At 47.0% G+C, this 18954-nt stretch carries 19 protein-coding genes and 1 pseudogene; 6 read left to right on the forward strand and 14 right to left on the reverse strand.

The window, feature by feature from the left end; genetic code table 11:
* Positions 1 to 609 carry a protein adenylyltransferase Fic gene (gene fic / locus AC6I2O_RS12750; protein WP_120391846.1) on the forward strand — a complete coding sequence of 203 codons (609 nt, stop codon included), beginning with the start codon at positions 1 to 3 and terminating at the stop codon, positions 607 to 609.
* Here the strand turns inward: fic and AC6I2O_RS12755 are convergent.
* Genes AC6I2O_RS12755 through AC6I2O_RS12775 form a run of 5 tightly spaced genes read right to left on the reverse strand, consistent with a single transcriptional unit; the run spans position 606 to position 4390 of the window.
* Entirely contained in the window at positions 606 to 1256 is a 651-nt protein-coding gene (locus tag AC6I2O_RS12755; protein WP_120391847.1) for an ABC transporter ATP-binding protein, read from the reverse strand. The two genes, fic and AC6I2O_RS12755, sit on opposite strands and share 4 nt — an antisense overlap.
* A complete protein-coding gene (locus tag AC6I2O_RS12760) occupies positions 1253 to 2125 on the reverse strand; it encodes a hypothetical protein (RefSeq protein WP_120391848.1) in 873 nt (290 codons plus the stop codon). Before AC6I2O_RS12760 ends, AC6I2O_RS12755 begins: the two co-directional genes overlap by 4 nt.
* On the reverse strand, positions 2118 to 2900 hold the full coding sequence (locus AC6I2O_RS12765) for a hypothetical protein (protein WP_497742841.1): 783 nt from the start codon (positions 2898 to 2900) through the stop codon (positions 2118 to 2120). Before AC6I2O_RS12765 ends, AC6I2O_RS12760 begins: the two co-directional genes overlap by 8 nt.
* A complete protein-coding gene (locus tag AC6I2O_RS12770; RefSeq protein ID WP_120391850.1) occupies positions 2897 to 3979 on the reverse strand; it encodes a hypothetical protein in 1083 nt (360 codons plus the stop codon). Before AC6I2O_RS12770 ends, AC6I2O_RS12765 begins: the two co-directional genes overlap by 4 nt.
* Positions 3980 to 3991: 12 nt before the next feature.
* Positions 3992 to 4390 (reverse strand): hypothetical protein, encoded by a 399-nt coding sequence (locus tag AC6I2O_RS12775; protein WP_120391851.1) that lies wholly within the window; start codon positions 4388 to 4390, stop codon positions 3992 to 3994.
* Between the two features lie 224 nt (positions 4391 to 4614).
* Here AC6I2O_RS12775 and AC6I2O_RS12780 point away from each other — a divergent pair, with 224 nt between their 5' ends.
* The 4 genes and pseudogenes from AC6I2O_RS12780 (at position 4615) to AC6I2O_RS12795 (ending at position 6442) form a co-directional block, all read left to right on the forward strand.
* Positions 4615 to 5013, forward strand: a complete 399-nt coding sequence (locus tag AC6I2O_RS12780) for a BlaI/MecI/CopY family transcriptional regulator (protein ID WP_120391852.1) — start codon at positions 4615 to 4617, stop codon at positions 5011 to 5013.
* A gap of 279 nt (positions 5014 to 5292) precedes the next feature.
* A pseudogene (locus tag AC6I2O_RS12785) lies at positions 5293 to 5739 on the forward strand (M56 family metallopeptidase); the annotation flags it as partial.
* Between the two features lie 18 nt (positions 5740 to 5757).
* Positions 5758 to 6189, forward strand: a complete 432-nt coding sequence (locus AC6I2O_RS12790; protein ID WP_497742989.1) for a hypothetical protein — start codon at positions 5758 to 5760, stop codon at positions 6187 to 6189.
* Complete coding sequence (locus AC6I2O_RS12795) at positions 6179 to 6442, forward strand: hypothetical protein (protein WP_120391854.1); 264 nt, start codon at positions 6179 to 6181, stop codon at positions 6440 to 6442. The genes AC6I2O_RS12790 and AC6I2O_RS12795 overlap by 11 nt, the downstream gene beginning before the upstream one ends.
* 101 nt (positions 6443 to 6543) lie before the next feature.
* Here the strand turns inward: AC6I2O_RS12795 and trpA are convergent, their stop codons facing one another.
* The 7 genes from trpA to AC6I2O_RS12830 form a co-directional block, all read right to left on the reverse strand.
* Complete coding sequence (gene trpA, locus AC6I2O_RS12800) at positions 6544 to 7317, reverse strand: tryptophan synthase subunit alpha (protein WP_120391855.1); 774 nt, start codon at positions 7315 to 7317, stop codon at positions 6544 to 6546.
* Positions 7310 to 8500 carry a tryptophan synthase subunit beta gene (gene trpB / locus AC6I2O_RS12805; RefSeq protein ID WP_120391856.1) on the reverse strand — a complete coding sequence of 397 codons (1191 nt, stop codon included), beginning with the start codon at positions 8498 to 8500 and terminating at the stop codon, positions 7310 to 7312. The genes trpA and trpB overlap by 8 nt, the downstream gene beginning before the upstream one ends.
* On the reverse strand, positions 8497 to 9120 hold the full coding sequence (locus AC6I2O_RS12810) for a phosphoribosylanthranilate isomerase (protein ID WP_120391857.1): 624 nt from the start codon (positions 9118 to 9120) through the stop codon (positions 8497 to 8499). Before AC6I2O_RS12810 ends, trpB begins: the two co-directional genes overlap by 4 nt.
* Positions 9117 to 9932: an indole-3-glycerol phosphate synthase TrpC gene (trpC, locus tag AC6I2O_RS12815; protein WP_120391858.1), complete on the reverse strand. Its 816-nt coding sequence runs from the start codon at positions 9930 to 9932 to the stop codon at positions 9117 to 9119. The genes AC6I2O_RS12810 and trpC overlap by 4 nt, the downstream gene beginning before the upstream one ends.
* Before the next feature lie 10 nt (positions 9933 to 9942).
* Positions 9943 to 10962, reverse strand: coding sequence for an anthranilate phosphoribosyltransferase (trpD, locus tag AC6I2O_RS12820; protein ID WP_120391859.1), 1020 nt, complete (start codon positions 10960 to 10962; stop codon positions 9943 to 9945).
* Between the two features lie 62 nt (positions 10963 to 11024).
* Positions 11025 to 11606 carry an anthranilate synthase component II gene (locus tag AC6I2O_RS12825; RefSeq protein WP_120391860.1) on the reverse strand — a complete coding sequence of 194 codons (582 nt, stop codon included), beginning with the start codon at positions 11604 to 11606 and terminating at the stop codon, positions 11025 to 11027.
* Positions 11603 to 13069, reverse strand: coding sequence for an anthranilate synthase component I family protein (locus AC6I2O_RS12830; RefSeq protein ID WP_120391861.1), 1467 nt, complete (start codon positions 13067 to 13069; stop codon positions 11603 to 11605). The genes AC6I2O_RS12825 and AC6I2O_RS12830 overlap by 4 nt, the downstream gene beginning before the upstream one ends.
* Before the next feature lie 674 nt (positions 13070 to 13743).
* On the opposite strand from AC6I2O_RS12830, the gene AC6I2O_RS12835 reads away from it, so the two are divergent.
* Complete coding sequence (locus AC6I2O_RS12835; protein WP_120391862.1) at positions 13744 to 14913, forward strand: amidohydrolase; 1170 nt, start codon at positions 13744 to 13746, stop codon at positions 14911 to 14913.
* On the opposite strand, the gene AC6I2O_RS12840 is transcribed toward AC6I2O_RS12835, so the two are convergent.
* Positions 14910 to 16925, reverse strand: coding sequence for a HelD family protein (locus AC6I2O_RS12840; RefSeq protein WP_497742843.1), 2016 nt, complete (start codon positions 16923 to 16925; stop codon positions 14910 to 14912). The two genes, AC6I2O_RS12835 and AC6I2O_RS12840, sit on opposite strands and share 4 nt — an antisense overlap.
* A gap of 51 nt (positions 16926 to 16976) precedes the next feature.
* The gene (locus AC6I2O_RS12845) at positions 16977 to 18524 is read right to left on the reverse strand and encodes an ABC-F family ATP-binding cassette domain-containing protein (RefSeq protein WP_120391994.1); all 1548 of its coding nucleotides are present in this window, start codon (positions 18522 to 18524) and stop codon (positions 16977 to 16979) included.
* Between the last annotated feature and the right edge of the window lie 430 nt (positions 18525 to 18954).

Consider the following 18954-nt stretch of genomic DNA (forward strand, 5'->3'; position numbering starts at 1 on the left):
ATGGCACTTGAAAATAAATTGGGGCTGACCAGTTCTGCCGATCTTGCCCGTGAGGAAGAACGGATCAGCAAGAAAAAGGCTGCGGAACTTTTTGAAAAAGGAATTCTTGATAAATTAGAAGCTGGAAAGTTTTCTGCGCTCAAGGCTATTCATAAATATCTATTCGACGAAATTTACGACTTTGCCGGAAAAATCAGAACAGTAAACATTGCAAAAGGCAGTTTCCGTTTTGCCCCGGTGGTGTACTTGGAAGCGGCACTTGAAAACATTGATAAGATGCCGCAATCAACTTTTGATGAGATTGTAGAAAAGTATGTTGAAATGAATATCGCCCACCCATTTCGGGAAGGTAACGGACGCAGCGCCCGTATTTGGCTGGATCTGATTTTCAAAACCGAGCTTCACAGGGTCGTTGACTGGAGCAAGGTAGATAAAGAAGATTATCTTCTTGCTATGGAGCGTAGCCCGATTAAGGATATTGAAATCAAACACCTGCTGAAAAACGCCCTGACGGATGACATCAATAGCCGTGAAATCTATATGAAGGGCATCGACCATAGCTACTACTATGAGGGTTATACATCCTTTAAGACAGAGGAAACGCTTTAATCAGCGTTTCCTAAAGGACAAAGCCGCCCTTCCTCCAGCTCATACACACGGTCACACAGGACTTCGATATCCTCCCTGTTATGGCTCGCCAGCAAAATCACCTTTCCCTTTTCTTTCATTTTCAAAAAAAGAGTCCGCATCTGGGCAACTCCCGCCTTATCCAGACCGTTCATCGGCTCGTCCAGTATCAGAATTGGCGGATCCTCCATGATCGCCTGGGCGATCGCAAGCCTCTGCTTCATTCCAAGCGAATAAGTCCCTACATGTTTTCTGGAAGAAGGCTCAAGGCCTACTGTTTCCATCACCGACCGAAGATATATGCGGTTCATCTTATTACGGATTCCATATAAAAATTCGAGATTTTTCAGTCCACTTTTATTTCTCAAAAATGCCGGTTCTTCTATGATAATTCCAATTTTTCCACTGATATCATCCACCCTGGCATCATCGCAGGAGATTTCGATTGTACCTGAATCCGGCTGCAAAAAGCCACAGATACACTTGAACAATACACTTTTTCCACATCCGTTATACCCAACAAATCCTACAATTTCCCCCGATTTACAGGTAAATGTCACATCCTGTAATACTTTATTATCCCGAAAAGACTTTTGCAGATTTTCTACTCTGATTGAAACTTCTTTCATTCCGTTTCTCCATTCCATTTGAACTGATTTCGATGTACTCCCAATGATGCGATTCCAATGGCTGCAACAATATAGGCCAAACTCAGGCCAAAAACTACCGTAACAGGCGGCATAGCTGCATAGATATAATTTTTTGTAAAAAACAGCCCGGTCTGCAGCCAGGACACCGGCGAGATCATATGCAACCAATAAAAATTATGTATGCCGAATGCCTGTGAACTAAATGGCAGAACAGCCAGAAATCCGACACACGTCAGAGCTACTGTCCTTCCAAAACAAAGACCAATCCCAAAAAGCAGGAAACCAAGCAATGTAAACACCAAACTATCCAGCCCAAATGCAAGAAGCGCTGCCTGCCATCCGTCTATCTGCTGAAGAAACGAATAGCTCAGGCCAAATGTTACATCGAACTCCTGCGCTGCATTTGTGAGGGACAGCGTATGGAGCATTTTGCCCCAGGAAACCGTCCAGTCAATACGCGGAAGCTGATGCAGCAGTCCCATCAAAAACAAAGAGAGCGTAAAACTAAAACTACTTACCAGGATACTTCCCCGCTGTGCTGCCGCCCAGCGTCTTTTGCCCACCCGAATCATCTGATACATTCCGTTCCGGTTCAGGTAAGGCGCTCCGGAAAAAAGATAGACTGCTCCCAATCCTACGGCCGCACACATAAAATCATTTGTCATAACGCTTAAGATAAACCATGGAGAAGCCGGGTAATCAAGTCCCTTTACTGCACGTGCAAGACCCATATAATCTAAGTCCATTGCCCCAAACAGTAAAATCAATAAAATCCCGGTTCTCATCTGAAAAAAACGATGACGATAGAGCTGAAATGTATACTGAAGCTGTCGCCAGAACTTACCCATTCCGTACCCTCCTTTCCACGCTTTTGCAAATGGCGGCCCCAATCAGAACAGATAAAAAAACTCCCAAAAGGAAAATAGCAGCTACTGTCAGCTTATCATTTCCGAGTGCATTATAGTTAATCAGGAAAAAATGATCCGGATCCATCAGATATTTTCCACTTCCAAACACAACACTGATTCTGCGGATCAGATGATGTGCCATCACCGGAAATGCCAGGACAAGCAACCCATTGGTAGTATACAGGGAAACCAACGCTGCCAAAAGCGCCAAAACAACCGCCCATACACCCTGGCATATACTGTGTATCCACAAATACATAAAATAATTTCCGTTTTCAAGCAGTCCGGTGAAACCTCCAAACACAGATAACATCTCCAGTTCTCCGACACCAGCCTCCCACGGATATCGGCAGCGCAGCAGAAAAATATAGAGCATACGGCCAAATACCATTGAAATCTCCGCCGACACGGCAATCCATATACATTTTGAAATCACATAATTTATGGCTTTTCCCCTGGTCAGCGCATATTTTATGTAGCCCTGTTCCATATCCTCCGCAAAACATCGCCCATACGCCAAGGTAGTAAACAGATACACCAGAACTGTTGCATTGCTTCCCCAAACCCGGTAAAAACTGCGCAGCACTGAAACCCTAACCTCTGAAAACTGCTCTGCTCCCAACAAATGCACTACACATACCCCTATGATTGCTAAAAGCATCTGCCACGAGCCGAAACATCGGTACAGATCCGTTCTCCAATATCTCGTTTTCATGCAACAATCTCCTTTCCGGAAACTGCATCTACCAGCATTGTGATTGTATATTCCCCTTCATCTGATTTTTCTGTAACATGGAAAAGCCAGGCCGGAATCGTAAAATAATCCCTCTCCTTTTCTCCCTGAACCACCGTCTGATATAAAGTGGCATCCATCACAAGATAATCCACCTCGTTCAAAATCGCATTGTATTTATCCGCAACAGTTGCCGTAATCTGAGAAAAATCTTTCAATTGCAACGTCTCTTCTTCCGCTTTAAACCTAAAATAGTAATCAACCTGCAGGTCCTCCAAGCCTCTGCGTGACCAGAGCACACGGATCGGTGCATTCATATCATTATTATCCGGAAACACATATTTGTGATAAACCGGAAGCCCCTGCCACGTCTGATGCATTACATAATAATATGCATCATCCTCTCTAGTCCAGGATTCTTTGTAATACTCACTGGTAATATTCCCCGTATGATCCTCCCATACTTCCTTTTCTTCCATCAAAGTATGCGGCAAGGTAAAGCCTGAAACAAGACATCCTTCCGTCGTTATTCCGATTTTTTGCAAGGTTTCCCTTACTGCATCCAGAGCCTCATTTGCTGACATCCCGTCCAGATCTTCTTTCCCTACATATTCTTCCGGCAAATTATCACGATCATCATAGTGTATAGCCGCACGGTAATAGTATGCGTCTGGCGTATTATACACCACACTTCCGCCAGCTGATAAATTGTAAAAATCCTCTGTCAGCAAATGAAAATACCCCGGCTCTCCCTCACCACCTTTTTCTTCTACCTTCTCCTTTATCTTCTTTTCTTCCAAGCCATCCAGAAAAACAGCTTTTACTGTCTCTACATCCGGAAGCTGAAGCTGCACGCGGCCCGCCTTTAAATTTTCCAGCTGCACGCCGTCCGCTATCTCAAGCCCAGCATCAAATGTAACCTTTTCTATCGTATTTTCATAATGTTCCGGGAACTCACAAATTTCCTGTATAACATCTTCAGCTTGTCTTGGACGGCCTGTACAGCCGCCCAGCAATAATACTGATCCTATAAGTAATAATTTCAAATATTTTCTAGTCATACTAGTCTCCGATTATGGTGTATAAGCTCCTGTCAGCTGAACTCTGGGACCATATCCATTCAAATATTCACCTTCCATATAATAAAGCTCGCCATGTGGTACTGTAGTGTTATACGCTGCTGATTGTGTAGCTCCAACAATAATCATCGTCCCATAAGGAGTATAGTATTGATTCGGCTTATATAAATGTTTTGATTTTGCTATTATCAATGTACTCGAATCTGATGAACTATACCCAGTTACATAAAAGTAATTGTCCTGGTCATATGGATTCTTCTCTGCCCTTTTTGAAATAGGATCGGGAGAGCTCCCTCCCATCGTAATATTAAACGATACAGTTTGGGCCATTACTGTCATTGACATGGTCAAAAGTCCAATAATTGTTAAAATAGCAAAAATTTTTTTCTTCATGTTTTACCTCCCTCGCTCATTCGTCTTTTCTGTTAATTACTTCTTTTTCTAGCATATTTTACACCATTGGTTTCATTCTCCTTTCTTTTTAATAGTAATATTTTTTATTAGTTGCGAATATTCTAATAGTTTTTCTTGAATTTGTTAGCAGCTGATATTTTTTATTGACACTTTTCCCTATTTATTATAAAATTTAAGAAAAACTGATTGGAGGTGAACCTTTTGTGAAAAAGAAATTCGCACTGACTCCCAGCGAAGAGCGTGTCATGGAACTTTTGTGGCAGAAAAAACGTCCCATGACCAGTGTGGAATTAGCGGAGCATGCGGAAGAAGAGCAATGGAAAAGCAGTTATGTCTATATCCTGATCCGTTCTCTTTTGAAAAAAGGCATGATCGAAGTCTGTGGATCTGTCCAATATGCGTCTCAGTATGCAAGACAGTTTCGCCCGCTTCTCACCAAAGAAGAATATGCTGCAAAGCTGGCTCTGTCCCTTAATCTGAATTCCAGCTCTGTCTCAAAGGTAGCTGTTGCACTGGCTGAGGGAGCTTCCGCAGATTCTGAACAGATCATTGCGCAGCTTGAAGATATGATTCAGCAGCTTCGCCAGAAAGCGGAGGAATAGCGTATGGGATTTACATTCTGGTCATTCCTTGTTGCACTGGCATGGTGCAGTATATTTATTCTCGCTCTGACTCTGTTTCGAAAACACGTTACACTATCCGGGAAGCATGGGGCCTTTGCTTTGATTTTGGTGTGCATACTGTGCATTTTACGCATGTTTCTCTCATATGATTTTTCTTTCAGTACGGGAATTCCTATTCGTGGTGTGTATGCTATATTTTCTGACTTTATGTTAAATACTACATCCACATTTGATTTCTTTGCAATTTCCCCCTGGGAAATGTTTTTAATCATATGGGGACTGGGCGCTGCCGCAATGCTGTTTCGCTTTTTTATACAGTACCACGCTTACACCAAAAGCCTTCGTCCATTATCTTCCTGCCAGTCAGAGCAGGTGCAAACAGTCTCCTCGTCGGTTTTACATGACTTCGGAATGAAAATAAATTGCAGTATTCTGTGCATTCCCGAGTTGCACATGCCGGGCGGAATCGGAGTTTTCCACAAAAAAATCCTTTTGCCTGATTACAATTACTCAGATGAGGAGCTCTACTTCATACTGGCGCATGAATACTGTCACTTTCGAAACGGTGATCTGCTCCTGAAATATATGATTCACATTTGCTGCTGTCTGCTGTGGTGGTTCCCGCCCATACGTCTGCTGCAAAAACAGATCATGCAGGCAACTGAGATCCGATGCGATATGACAGTTTCCGAACATTTATCCCGGCCATTCAGGATTCGGTATATGGATGTTCTAGTACAAAGTATGAAGCGTGCCAGTCAAAAAGATGGACACAGAACCGATTTGCCGTATATCATGACATTATCCGAGACTGCATCTAAAAGTACCATGGTCGAACGCTTTAAGATTCTGTCAAAAGCTCCAAAAACTAAAACAGGATCACGCAATACGATCCTGTTCGCAATTATTATGTGTATCTTCTTTTTTGCTTCCTATCTGTACCTTCCGCTTCCATCGTATGAAACGCCTATGGAGGAAATCGAAGGGCATGGAGGCACATACATTGACCCGGAGCTGTCCTGGTTATACATAAAAGATGGAAACTATTACCTGGTAATCAACGGTTCAGATACCGTACAAGTTGATGAAACTATAGGACTTCCTGTCTATATAGGAGCCGGTGTACCCATTAAAGAGGACTCTTATGAAAAATAGAACAACCACAAACAAACTCAAACAGACTGTTCGTGCATTTGTGCTTGCCGCATCGCTTTTTTCTGCGATTTCTGCTGGAGCGGCACCATTAAAAGCCCAGGTTTTCCACCCAACCTCTGATTCTTCAATATCAATACAGGCAACCGACAAAATTGTTATCAAAACACGTTTCTATAATGGGAAACAGCAATACCGCCGCTGGAATGAAACAAAAGCCTGCTGGGTTGACCCTGACTGGATTGACATAGGTTAAGTGTATCTCTATAACTAAACAAAAATTAATCTCTGACATAAAAAGTACCGGCTCCATTTTCAAAATGCCCGGTACTTTTTCTATCCACAATTTTCTCAAATCTACTGCCGAATCGCCTCTTTCATCCTCCTGACATATTCCCCGATATACTCCGGCGCTTCTTTCCCATGCTCTTCGAGCAGCCTGACAATCGCAGATCCCACAATCACTCCGTCGGAAAGCCCTGCCATCTGTTTCGCCTGCTCTGGCGTTGAAATGCCGAATCCAATCGCGCAGGGAACGTCTGTGTTCTGGCGCACCATCTGCACCATGGAAACCAGGTCTGTCTCGATTTCATTTCTTACCCCGGTTACGCCGAGGCTCGATACAAGGTACAAAAAGCCTTCTGCTTCCCTCGCGATCATTGCAACCCGTCCTTCTGACGTCGGCGCAATCAGGGAAATCAGATCAACGCCATATTTACGGCATTCCGGAAGAAATTCCTCACGTTCTTCGAATGGCAGATCCGGAAGGATCAGTCCATCTATCCCAACCTGACTGCACGTAGAAATAAATCGCTCGCTGCCGTAGGAAAATACAACGTTCGCATACGTCATAAACACCATCGGGATTTTCACATCACGGCGGAGCTCCCTCACAAAATCAAAAATCCGGTCCGTCGTCACACCGCCTGCAAGCGCGCGGATATTCGCGGCCTGTATCACCGGGCCTTCCGCTGTGGGGTCTGAAAAGGGAATACCGAGTTCAATCAGGTCTGCCCCGTTTTCCGCTGCTGCACGCACGGCTGCTGCCGTTGTCTCAAGATCCGGATCTCCACACGTAATGAATGCGATAAATGCTTTTCCGTTTTTAAATGCTTCTCTGATGTTACTCATGGATATCCTCCCCTCTGTAGCGCGCAATGGCCGCACAATCCTTATCTCCTCTTCCTGAAACGGTAATTACAATAATTTTATCCTGCTCCATGGTTGGCGCCAGCTTTCTCGCATAAGCAACCGCGTGCGCAGATTCGATGGCCGGAATAATCCCTTCTGTCTTTGAAAGATATTCAAAAGCCTCCACCGCCTCATCATCCGTGACCGGAACATACTCTGCCCTTCCGATATCGTAAAGGTGGGCGTGCTCCGGACCCACGCCCGGATAGTCTAGCCCTGCGGAAATTGAATAAACCGGGGCAATCTGGCCATATTCATCCTGGCAGAAATAGGATTTCATGCCATGGAAAATTCCGAGTTTTCCGGTATTCACGGTAGCTGCCGTCTCCCACGTATCAATCCCGCGTCCGGCCGCCTCACAGCCGATCAGCCGCACGCCTTCGTCCTCAATAAAATGATAAAAGCTGCCGATTGCATTGGAACCGCCTCCGACGCAGGCCACAACGGCATCCGGAAGCCGCCCTTCCTTTTCCAGAATCTGTTCCTTGATCTCTTTTGAGATTACAGCCTGAAAATCGCGCACAATCGTCGGGAACGGGTGTGGCCCCATCACGGAACCCAGACAATAATGGGTATCTGCAATCCGGTTCGTCCACTCGCGCATTGCCTCTGAAACCGCGTCCTTCAGCGTAGCCGTGCCTGCCTTTACCGGAACCACCTCTGCGCCCAGAAGACGCATCCGGTATACATTAAGCGCCTGGCGGATTGTATCTTCCTCCCCCATAAACACCACGCATTCCATTCCCATCAGCGCTGCGGCTGTCGCCGTCGCAACGCCGTGCTGTCCTGCTCCCGTCTCGGCAATCAGTCTCTTTTTTCCCATCTTTTTGGCAAGCAGCGCCTGGCCGAGCACGTTGTTAATCTTGTGGGCGCCTGTATGGTTCAAATCCTCACGCTTCAGATAAATTTTCGCCCCGCCCAGGTCCTTCGTCATTTTCTCCGCGTAGTAAAGCCTTGACGGACGGCCTGCATAGTTGTTAAACAGCTCCGTCAGCTCCCGGTTAAACTCCGGGTCCACTTTATACTTATTATATGCCTCTTCCAGCTCAATCACAGCATTCATCAGCGTCTCCGGAATATACTGCCCCCCGTGAATGCCAAAACGTCCTTTTGGATTTGTCATCTTCTCTCGTCCTTTCCGGCAGCGGCTCTCACGGCTGCTGCAAACTTTCTCATCTTTTCTCTGTCTTTTACGCCGTTTGTCTCAATCCCTGAACTGACGTCAACCGCATATGGATGCAAAGCCCGTACCGCTTCCTCTGCATTCTCTGCATTCAGGCCTCCGGCCAGGAAATACGGCCTTTTCACACCTGCAAGCACGTTCCAGTCAAATGTCTGCCCTGTTCCGCCTCCCGCAGAATCAAATAAAATAAAATCTGCCTGGCTGTTCTTTGCCTTTCTGACTGTTTCCCCGCTGTCTGCGTCAAAGGCCTGTATCACCGGCTTATCTGTTTTTGCCCTAAGGGCTTCCAGATAGCTCTCATCCTCATTTCCATGCAGCTGTGCTATATCAATCACACCTTCCTGCAACAGCCGCGCTATAAAATCCGGCTCTTCCTTCACAAACACACCCACTGCAAGGATATCAGGATGTAAAAGAGCTTTCAGGGCCGCCGCCTTTTTTTCATCCACATACCGGCGGCTCTTCGGAGCAAACACGAAACCGATATAATCCGGCATCAGCTCATTGGCTGCCGCAATATCGCAGGCTCTGGAAAGCCCGCAGAATTTAATCCTTGTCATAACGAATCCTGCCTTTTCCCTCCAGTCCTATCAGGCGCCCCTTTCAGCTCGGCAAGCTTCGCTGCCTTATCCTCTGCCCGCATGAGTGTCTCCCCGATCAGCACTGCATCCGTACCCGCTTCCCTGAGGGCTCTGATATCGTCTGCATCGCGGATTCCGCTTTCTGACACATAAATCACTTCCGGCGGAATCAGGCTGCGAAGCCTTCTGCTGTTGTCTGTATTTACCGTAAAATCCCTGAGATTCCGGTTATTGACACCAATTACTCTTGCCCCCGCCCGCACAGCGGTTTCCACCTCCGTCTCGTCGTGAGCTTCAACCAGAGCAGACAGGCCCAGTTCATCACAGATATGGATATATTCCCGGATCTGCGCCTCCTCAAGAATGGAACAGATCAGCAGCACTGCCGATGCACCCAGCAGCTTTGCTTCATATATCATATACGAGTCCACCGTAAAATCCTTCCGCAGGCAGGGTATCTGCACCGCCTCTGCAATTTCCCTCAAATAGGCATCACTCCCCAGAAACCACCGCGGTTCCGTGAGCACGGAAATGCAATCCGCCCCCGCCGCCTCGTACTCCCTGGCAATCGGAAGATACGGAAAATTTTCTGCAATGATCCCTTTTGAAGGCGATGCCTTTTTACATTCACAGATAAACGCCATATCCCCCTTCTTCAGAGCACGCTCAAAAGCAAAGTTCCCGCGTTTCATCGCCATTGCCTGCCTTCGCAGTTCATCCTGCGGTATCTTTTTCTGAGCCAGGGCCACGCGCTCCTTCGCGTGATCTGCAAGCTGATCCAGTATTGTCATAGTTCCTCCTTTATTCCCGGTTGCTGACCTCAATGAGTTTTTCCAGCACAGCCGCTGCTTTCCCTGAATCAATCAATTCTCCTGCCAGCAAAACCCCATCCTTCAGCGTTTCCGCTTTGCCGCACAGATAAAGGGCAGCGCCTGCATTCATCAGCACAGCGTTTCGCCTAGGGCCCTGCTCGCCATTTAAAACCGAACGCGTAATTCCTGCATTCTCATCCGGCGTACCTCCCACGAGATCTTCTTTGCGGCAGCGTTCGAAACCGAAGTCTTCCGGTGCAATCACATAAGACCTGAACCATCCGTCTTTAAATTCACAGATCTTCGTCGGCGCGCTCATTGAGATTTCGTCCAGTTTATCCTGCCCGTATACTACCATTCCCCGCTTCACGCCAAGATTGATCAACACCTGAGCCAGTGTCTCCACCAGATATTCATCGTACACGCCAAGCAGCTGAATGTCCGGGCTTCCCGGATTTGTCAACGGCCCCAGGATATTGAACACTGTACGGAAACCGAGTTCTTTCCGGATCGCTCCGACGTATTTCATCGACGTATGATATTTCTGTGCAAAGAAGAAACACATCCCTGCTTCTTTTAAAAGCTCCACACATTTGTCCGGATCCTGATCAATCTTTACGCCAAGGGCCTCCAGACAGTCTGCTGTTCCGCACTTTGAAGAGGCTGCCCGGTTCCCGTGCTTTGCCACTTTAATGCCGCCGGCCGCCGCCACAAGAGCTGACGTTGTGGAGATATTAAAGCTGTGCGCATTATCTCCGCCTGTGCCGACAATCTCAAACAGCTCCATTCCCGTCTCAACCTTCACTGCATGCGCCCGCATTGCCGCAGCGCATCCTGCAATCTCGTCTGTCGTCTCGGCCCTCGCGCTCTTTGTCGACAATGCTGCAAGAAATGCTGCATTCTGTGTGGGTGTGGTTTCTCCGCTCATGATTTCATTCATCACACAGTATGCCTCGTCATACGTAAGGTCTTGCTTATTCACGATTTTTACGATTGCTTCCTTTATCATGCCAATGCCCCTTTCTGATCTTGAATAATAGAAAATGATAGAATCGAAATATCAACCACGCGTCACTTCTTCTGTGATGATAGATTTATAAAATTTTTAAGCATCTGTTTTCCTTCCGGCGTCATAATAGATTCCGGATGAAACTGTACCCCGAAAATCGGATATTCCCGGTGCATAACTGCCATCACTTCACCCTCCGGTGTCACGGCTGTCACCTTCAGTTCCTCCGGCAGCGTCGCCGGGTCTACAGCGAGTGAATGATACCGCGCTACCAACGGCTCTTCCGGACATCCTGCAAAAAGCGGGCAATCCGGCTTAAAACGAATCCTGGACTGTTTTCCATGCATCAGCCTGCCTGCATACGTGACTGTAGCGCCAAAGGCCGCACAGATCGCCTGATGGCCCAGGCACACACCCAGAAGCGGAATATTCCTGCCCAGTGCCTTTACCGACTCTACAAGAATCCCGGCGTCCTCCGGCCTGCCCGGCCCCGGTGAAAGAATGATGTGATCCGGCTGCAGTGCGGCGATCTCCCGAACCGTCAGTTCATCGTTTCGAATCACCCGGATATCCGGATTAATCTCTCCTGCAAGCTGGAACAAATTGTAGGAAAAGCTGTCATAATTATCAATCAGTAAAATCATAGCTCTCCCTCCCCTGCAAGCTGCAGTGCATACAAAACAGCCTTTGCTTTGTTCATGCATTCCTCAAATTCTTTCTCCGGTACCGAGTCTGCCACAATCCCGGCGCCGCTGCGTACAAATACTTTTCCGTTTTTACGGTATGCAATGCGGATTGCAATACACGTATCCATATTTCCGGTAAAGTCAATGTAACCAATCGCTCCGCCATATATCCCTCGCTTATTCTTTTCCAGTTCCCCGATCAGCTGGCATGCCCGGATCTTCGGCGCTCCGGAAAGCGTGCCGGCCGGAAGCACTGCCTCCACGGCATCCAGCGCGTCAAACTCTGCCCGAATCTGCCCTCTCACCGTTGAACCGATATGCATCACATGCGAATAGCGTTCAATCGAATGCAATTTTTCCACCTGTACAGACCCGAATTCACTGATCTTTCCAAGGTCATTCCGTCCGAGGTCAACCAGCATGTTATGCTCTGCAAGCTCCTTTTCGTCTGAAAGCAGCCCCGCCTCAAGCATTCGGTCCTCTTCGTCTGTCTTTCCCCTTGGCCGCGTCCCCGCAAGAGGAAATGTGTGCAGCACTCCGTCCTCCAGTTTCACCAGCGTCTCCGGGGAAGCGCCTGCTATCTCTACATCCGTCCCGGAAAAATAAAACATATACGGGGAAGGATTCATGGTCCTCAAAATCCGATAGGTATTAAAAAGGCTTCCCTCAAACGGTGCGCTCAGACAATTGGAAAGCACAATCTGGAAAATATCTCCCTCCCGGATGTAATGCTTCGCCTTCTCTACCATATCGCAGTACGCCTCTTTTCCAAACAGAGGCTTTACCTCCCCCATCAGACGTCCGCCCGGCTCCTTTTTCTTCTGGCCGCTGCGCAGAAGCGTACACAGCTGTTCCAGTTCCATCACAGCTTTGTGATATCCGGTCTCGGGTTCTTCCAGGGACATATTTACAATCAAAATGATCTTCTGCCGGAAATTGTCAAAAGCAATTACCTTGTCAAACAACATCAGATCCATATCTTTAAATGCTTCCGCATCTTCCACATTCCGCTTTACAGACGGCTCACTGTAGCTGAGATAATCATAAGAAAAATATCCCACAAGTCCGCCGGTAAAAGAGGGAAGATAAGAAAACCGGGGACTTTTGTAATCTTCCAGAAGCTGCCGCAAAAATACAGACGGGTTCTCTGTCCTGATTTTTATACTACCTGCCTTTATCTCGCCATCCGTACACGTGACCTCAAGCTTTGGATCAAAGCCCATAAACGTATAGCGTCCCCATTTTTCATTTTCTGCAACAGATTCCAGCATATAGCAATGGGTTGATACATTTTTCAATATCCGCATCGCCTCTATTGGCGTACAGATATCGGAAAGAATCTCGCAGCTCACCGGTAATACTTTGTAAGATTCAAGCGCTGCAATCCGCTTTACTTCTTCCAGTTCAGGTAAAATTTTCATTCCTCTGACCGCTCCCTTCTGCAAATCATAAACGTCTGCCAGAGGTTTTTATCGCATGGGAGACGAATATTCCTTTCTTCTCCGTGTGCAATCGAGTAGGGAAGATTTATCTTCCCTTACTCGCCGTGCGGGGCGCATGCCGTGAAACGGCTAATTTCCATATGCGCCCCTGCACATAAAAAAATCCCTGACAGAACAGCTCTCAAAAAAGCTTCTGTCAAGGACGAATAATCTTCATATCCGCGGTGCCACCTTGAATTCACGGAACCTCCGTGCCCTTAGCAGGATACCTATATATCCCCGGCAACTGACGTATGCCCAACACGTTGCAGAATACTTTACCAATCCATGAATTTCTCTTATTTTTCAATCCGGCATTTGTTCTGCACCCTCAGCGGTCCATTTGACAGTCCGTTTCTCACCCGGTTCTCAGCATCCCAGGCTCTCTGTAAAGTCCTTTACTGCCTTTATCTCCGCTTCAACAGTTTAAAACATTCTACTATTTCATACCATGTTTGTCAAGAAAATATATTTAAAATGCACGAAAAAATAGTGCAAAACTGCCTCTCTCCATTGCCTGCCGCATTTCGAACCAAACCCTTTTCCGCATAAAATCTTACATTTCGTGCAGACTATTTTCCAAAACAGATCATTAGCTGTAAAAAGGAGCTCCTATGTTAATCATCAACGGACGTATTTATACAATGACCAGAGAAAATCCTGTCATAGACTGCGGCTATCTTCGGACAAACGGATCTAAAATCACAGAAACAGGGACCATGGACGAACTGCCAAAAGAACTTCTGCATAAATCGTCTCTGATTGATGCAAAAGGTGGCTGGGTGCTTCCAGGTCTCATTGAAGCGCACTGCCATATCGGTATCACAGAAGAAAAACAGGGGCTCATTGCAGATGACTGCAACGAACAGACGAATCCATCTACTGCGTCACTGCGTGCAATTGACGCAGTGAATCCCATGGACCCTGCCTTTCATGATGCCATCTGTGCAGGGATTACCACAGTCATGACAGGGCCAGGAAGCGCAAATGTAATCGGCGGGCAGTCTGTCCTAATGAAAACCCAGGGACGCTGTGTAGATCAGATGATCCTTCTCGCTCCGGCTGCCATGAAAACAGCGCTCGGAGAAAATCCGAAAACTGCTTACGGTGATCAGGGCAGCTTTCCCTCAACACGCATGGGATCTGCCGCCCTGTTGCGCCGGACTCTGTCAAATGCGCGTGCCTATTATGATCAGAAGAAGAAACACTGTCTCACAGAAACCGATTTTTCTCTTGAAGCATGGATTCCTGTGCTTGACCGGAAAATTCCCATGAAGGTCCATGTCCACCGGGCAGACGACATCCTGACCGCCATCCGCATCGCCCGTGAATTCGATCTTGATATCACCATCGACCACGGCACGGAAAGCCACCTGATTGCAGATCTGATCAAAGACTCCGGTTTTCCTGTCATTGTCGGTCCAGGCCTCACCTCCCGCTCCAAGCTAGAAGTCCGGTACCTTGATTTTAAAACCGCAGGTATTCTGCAGAAGGCCGGTGTCACGATTGCGCTTACCACCGACCACCCGGTATCGCTCATCCAGTATCTCCCACTCTGCGCCGGTCTTGCCGTAAAAGCAGGCCTCCCACTGCTGGAAGGCCTGCGCGCTATCACCTCCGGTCCCGCCAAAATCTGCCGCGCCGAAGACCGCATCGGGACACTTGAACCCGGCAAAGACGCCGATATTGCGATTTTTTCCGGAAATCCGATGGAGGTTTTCACCAAAACACTGTACACCATCATCGACGGTGCAATTGTCTACCAAAATCAGAATAAGCCCTAAGAAACCTCGAACACATACAATTCATGCAGAGCCCTTGTGGCGCTGATATACCGAAATGCAATAAAAAAGTCATTCTTTCGGTCTCCACCCACCACAAATACCTGGTCAAATTCCAGACCTTTTGCCTGATAAAAGGTTGTAACTGTAATGCCTTTTTGAAAAGCAGTACTGTCACGGTCAATGTAGAAAACCGAGTTCTCCCGCTCTTTCAGATAAGCAAAACATGCTTTTGCATCCGCCTCTGTCATAGTCAGAACTGCCGCTGTTTCATACCCTTCTTCTCCAAGCGCACTGCAGCGCAGTACCTCCTCCATTGCCTCCTCCATTGAGGAAAAACCACTCTCTGTCACCGGCTTTCCATGTCTTTTCAGATATTCAATACCGGTAAGCCCTGTCAGCTTTTGCGCGTAGGAAGCGATTTCGATTGTGTTGCGGTAACTCTTATTCAGCTCAATACACCGCACTGTCCTTCCATAAATCTCCGGAAGGAAACGCTGCACGTCCTTTGCTCCCCCGTCAACGGTCTGCGCACGATCACCCAGAATCGTCATGCTACAGGAAAACATCTGTCCCAGGATGACATATTGTAAATAAGAGTAATCTTGCATTTCATCAATCACAAGGTGGCGGATATTTTTGCGGTTTCCGGCTCCCGAAAGCCGCTGCTTCAAATACAGAATCGGATAGACGTCCTCATACTCCAGTATTCTCTGCTCCCGCGGCGCCCATTCCAGCACCGGCAACCCCTGTTCCTCCAGAAACCAGTTGTAAATTTTGTAGATGTCGGTCGTTACATACAGACCCATAAAACGTTCCCTCAGCTGCTCCAACGCTTCTTCCGCAAGGGTCTTACCACGCAGTGTTTCATATTCATCCACAAAATAATCCATGAGCGCTTCCATTCGCTTCAGAAGCGGTGTATCCAGAAACTTGTAATAAAAAAGTCTCGTAAGCTCCTCGGCGCTTTTTCCGAATCCTCGGTATTCGATCTCTGCAAAATCCACCAGTCGATCTTCCAGTTCAATCAAAAATCCTTCCACTGCCTGCATATACTGTTTTGACTGTTTCCACTCATAGTTTTCGGATTTTCCATGACGAATCTGATGCTCAATATAATGATAACGGTCTTCACAGTCGGATGCCACATCCTGCAACTCCCGATATGCAAACAGATCAAAGCTCATTTCCTGAATATTTTCTTCTCCCAGCTCCGGAAGCACATGTGAAATATAGTCCGAAAATACGCTGTTTGGAGACAGTACCAGGACGTTAGATGACCTGAGCCGGTCCCGGTCATGATACAGGAGATAAGCAATCCGGTGCAGTGCAATCGAAGTCTTCCCGCTGCCTGCGGCTCCCTGAATCACCAGAATCCGATCCTTTGTATTGCGGATAATTGCATTTTGTTCCTTCTGGATTGTCCGGACAATATTTTTCAGCTGCGTGTCGCTGTTCGCCCCGAGCTCCTGCTTGAGAATATCATCGTCGATTTTCGTATCACTTTCAAACTCATATATCATCCGGCCCTCCCGGATTTTATACTGCCATTTGGAAAGGATTTCTCCCTCTAACCGCCCTCCCGGTGCTTCATAGGAAGCCGCGCCTTTATCATAATCATAAAACAGCCCACTAACCGGTGCTCGCCAGTCATAGATCAGAGGTACACGCCCCGTTTTTTCTGAAAAATTCCCCAGTCCGATATAAAAATGCTCCGGCTCCTCCTCATCCTCGTACACAAAATCCACACGGCCAAAAAACGGGGACTCCAGCAGTCGTTTCATGCGCCGATACATCCTCTGATTTTCCGTATTCGCATTGACCTGTGCCAGAAGCGCCTGTTGATTATCAAAATTTTCATACCCATACTGGTCCATTTCCGTATAATTTTCCCAGTAATAGTCATGCATATGTTCAATATCCTTCTGCACTTCCCGGATTTTTGCTCCGATCTCCTGAATCCGTTCTTTTAAAATGCCTGTCACAAATGTAAGATACTCGGTTCCTCTGCTCATATTTTCTGTTCCCTCATGATTATTTCTGCATTTCCTTTCACGCTTATGCTTTTATTCCGGTTCTTTCAGCAATACCAGTCCCTGCCCTGTAAGTAAATATCTGCTGCTGCACACCTCTTCGATGTATTTTCTGTCATGAGAAATGCTGATAATTGCTCCCTGATACGCCTTTAATATCTCACGGATTACAGGCCCGGAAAGGGGTGAAAAATTCCGCGTCGGCTCGTCGAGAAGCAAAACGTTTGCACCGGACATGCTCATCCTCAGCAGCAGTACCTTCGCCTTTTGTCCGCCGGACAGCTCTTTCATAGGATGCTCCATTTCATCCGTTGTATACCTCATTGCTCCAAGATAAGTACGCGCTTTCGTTCGGTCCTCTCTGCTGCCAGATGGCGCAAGATACTCAATCGGTGTCTGTTCCATTTCTAGCAAGTCCTCGTAATTCTGCGGCATATAAGCCACCGAAATATCCTTCCGGCCGAGCAGTTCCCGGGCAATGCGTTTTAACAGTGTCGTCTTTCCTGTTCCGTTTGTTCCGATAATACAGACCTTCTCCGGCCCTCTTACCCGTAAGGAAATATGCTCTGCCAAAATTGTGCCGTTTTTCTCCGCCTGCAGACGCTCCAGATATAAATCCAATACCATTTTCCCGGAAGGTAAAGAGGTTCCCTCACTCATCTTCAGGAAAACAGCCCGTTCCTCCTCGGGCATCTGTGTCATCGCCACGGCTTCCCGCTCATAACGACGCTCCATAGATTTCACTGCCTTCATTTTTTTCTTCAGAAGCTGACCGCCGTGCGGGTCCTGACGTGATATGTTGCGCTGCTCGTGTTCTACTCTTTGTTGAATTCTGCGAAATTTCTCCTGCCGGATCTCTTCCTGACGCCTGTCGTTTTTTGCCTCCCGTTCCTGCGTCTCAAACTGTGACGCCCGCTGCGACAGATATGTCTGATAATCGGTACGTACGATTGTATAACGGCAGACCGTTTTTCTGCGGATTTGCTCTATATGAATGATCACATTCGCCGTCCGTTCCAGCAGCGTCTCGTCATGTGAAATATACAGTACACTCTGCTGCGTACGAAGAATCAGCTCTTCCAGCCACTCAAGCGTCTCTGTATCCAGGTCATTTGTCGGCTCATCCAAAAGCAATATGGTTGGTTCCGCCATCAGAATCCGTGCCAACTGCACCTTGATCTTTTCCCCACCGGAAAGCGTTTTCATTTTCTGTTCCCTATAAAAAAAGTCCGGATTCATCCTGAGTCTTCCTGCCATCTGTGCAAGTGACTTTGGATTCTGCATAAAAAACAGTGGCTCCTCACAGAAAAATTCATATACGCTTTTTTCTTTTTCTTCTACGGGAAGCTCCTGCGGCAAATATCCAATCCTCTCTCCCCTGCAAATCCGTTCACCTACCGTCTCTACATACGACTCAACCAGCAGCGGATCTGCAATCCATTTCAGCAGCGTTGATTTACCGTTTCCCTCTTCCCCGATAATGGCCGCTTTTTCCCCTTTCTGTAAGGTAAACGAAAAATCGTCCAAAATCGTTCTCAAATCTTTTTTGTGTACAATATTTAAGTTCTTAATCTGCAGCATATACATTCCCCCTGTCGTCTGCCTGCAACGCCATATCCTGCCAGATTTTTTATTGTATCGGACAAGTCCCAATACGACAAAAAATCTGCTTCCGTATCCGAAAACAGACCCCTGCACAAAAAGAACCCTCTATCATTCATATAGCAAAAGGCTCCGAATGTCCAGTCCATCGTCTTTTCCAACGATATCGTCTATTTGGCATACACAAACAACACCTGCCGCGCAGGCATCTAAAACTGTTTGTCTGTTTCCAACCAAATAAGACTATCTGAACATTTCCTCACCCGTCCGTGCCTAACAAGGCACGTGCCTTTCTTTTCTCATTTCTATCACTTCTGTGATACAAGCGTTTGCCATTATATCATATGTATTCCGTAAACGCAATATATTTCCAATCATACGCGGAAAATCGCAGAAAATATAGGACTTT

This window comes from Blautia sp. St.27G3 (assembly GCF_059728505.1).

What these genes read in the sequence shown, in the direction of transcription:
- fic (WP_120391846.1), top strand. Translation starts at nt 1, where the DNA reads ATGGCACTTGAAAATAAATTGGGGCTGACCAGTTCTGCCGATCTTGCC.
- AC6I2O_RS12755 (WP_120391847.1), bottom strand. Translation starts at nt 1,256, where the DNA reads ATGAAAGAAGTTTCAATCAGAGTAGAAAATCTGCAAAAGTCTTTTCGG.
- AC6I2O_RS12760 (WP_120391848.1), bottom strand. Translation starts at nt 2,125, where the DNA reads ATGGGTAAGTTCTGGCGACAGCTTCAGTATACATTTCAGCTCTATCGT.
- AC6I2O_RS12765 (WP_497742841.1), bottom strand. Translation starts at nt 2,900, where the DNA reads ATGAAAACGAGATATTGGAGAACGGATCTGTACCGATGTTTCGGCTCG.
- AC6I2O_RS12770 (WP_120391850.1), bottom strand. Translation starts at nt 3,979, where the DNA reads ATGACTAGAAAATATTTGAAATTATTACTTATAGGATCAGTATTATTG.
- AC6I2O_RS12775 (WP_120391851.1), bottom strand. Translation starts at nt 4,390, where the DNA reads ATGAAGAAAAAAATTTTTGCTATTTTAACAATTATTGGACTTTTGACC.
- AC6I2O_RS12790 (WP_497742989.1), top strand. Translation starts at nt 5,758, where the DNA reads ATGGATGTTCTAGTACAAAGTATGAAGCGTGCCAGTCAAAAAGATGGA.
- AC6I2O_RS12795 (WP_120391854.1), top strand. Translation starts at nt 6,179, where the DNA reads ATGAAAAATAGAACAACCACAAACAAACTCAAACAGACTGTTCGTGCA.
- trpA (WP_120391855.1), bottom strand. Translation starts at nt 7,317, where the DNA reads ATGAGTAACATCAGAGAAGCATTTAAAAACGGAAAAGCATTTATCGCA.
- trpB (WP_120391856.1), bottom strand. Translation starts at nt 8,500, where the DNA reads ATGACAAATCCAAAAGGACGTTTTGGCATTCACGGGGGGCAGTATATT.
- AC6I2O_RS12810 (WP_120391857.1), bottom strand. Translation starts at nt 9,120, where the DNA reads ATGACAAGGATTAAATTCTGCGGGCTTTCCAGAGCCTGCGATATTGCG.
- trpC (WP_120391858.1), bottom strand. Translation starts at nt 9,932, where the DNA reads ATGACAATACTGGATCAGCTTGCAGATCACGCGAAGGAGCGCGTGGCC.
- trpD (WP_120391859.1), bottom strand. Translation starts at nt 10,962, where the DNA reads ATGATAAAGGAAGCAATCGTAAAAATCGTGAATAAGCAAGACCTTACG.
- AC6I2O_RS12825 (WP_120391860.1), bottom strand. Translation starts at nt 11,606, where the DNA reads ATGATTTTACTGATTGATAATTATGACAGCTTTTCCTACAATTTGTTC.
- AC6I2O_RS12830 (WP_120391861.1), bottom strand. Translation starts at nt 13,069, where the DNA reads ATGAAAATTTTACCTGAACTGGAAGAAGTAAAGCGGATTGCAGCGCTT.
- AC6I2O_RS12835 (WP_120391862.1), top strand. Translation starts at nt 13,744, where the DNA reads ATGTTAATCATCAACGGACGTATTTATACAATGACCAGAGAAAATCCT.
- AC6I2O_RS12840 (WP_497742843.1), bottom strand. Translation starts at nt 16,925, where the DNA reads ATGAGCAGAGGAACCGAGTATCTTACATTTGTGACAGGCATTTTAAAA.
- AC6I2O_RS12845 (WP_120391994.1), bottom strand. Translation starts at nt 18,524, where the DNA reads ATGCTGCAGATTAAGAACTTAAATATTGTACACAAAAAAGATTTGAGA.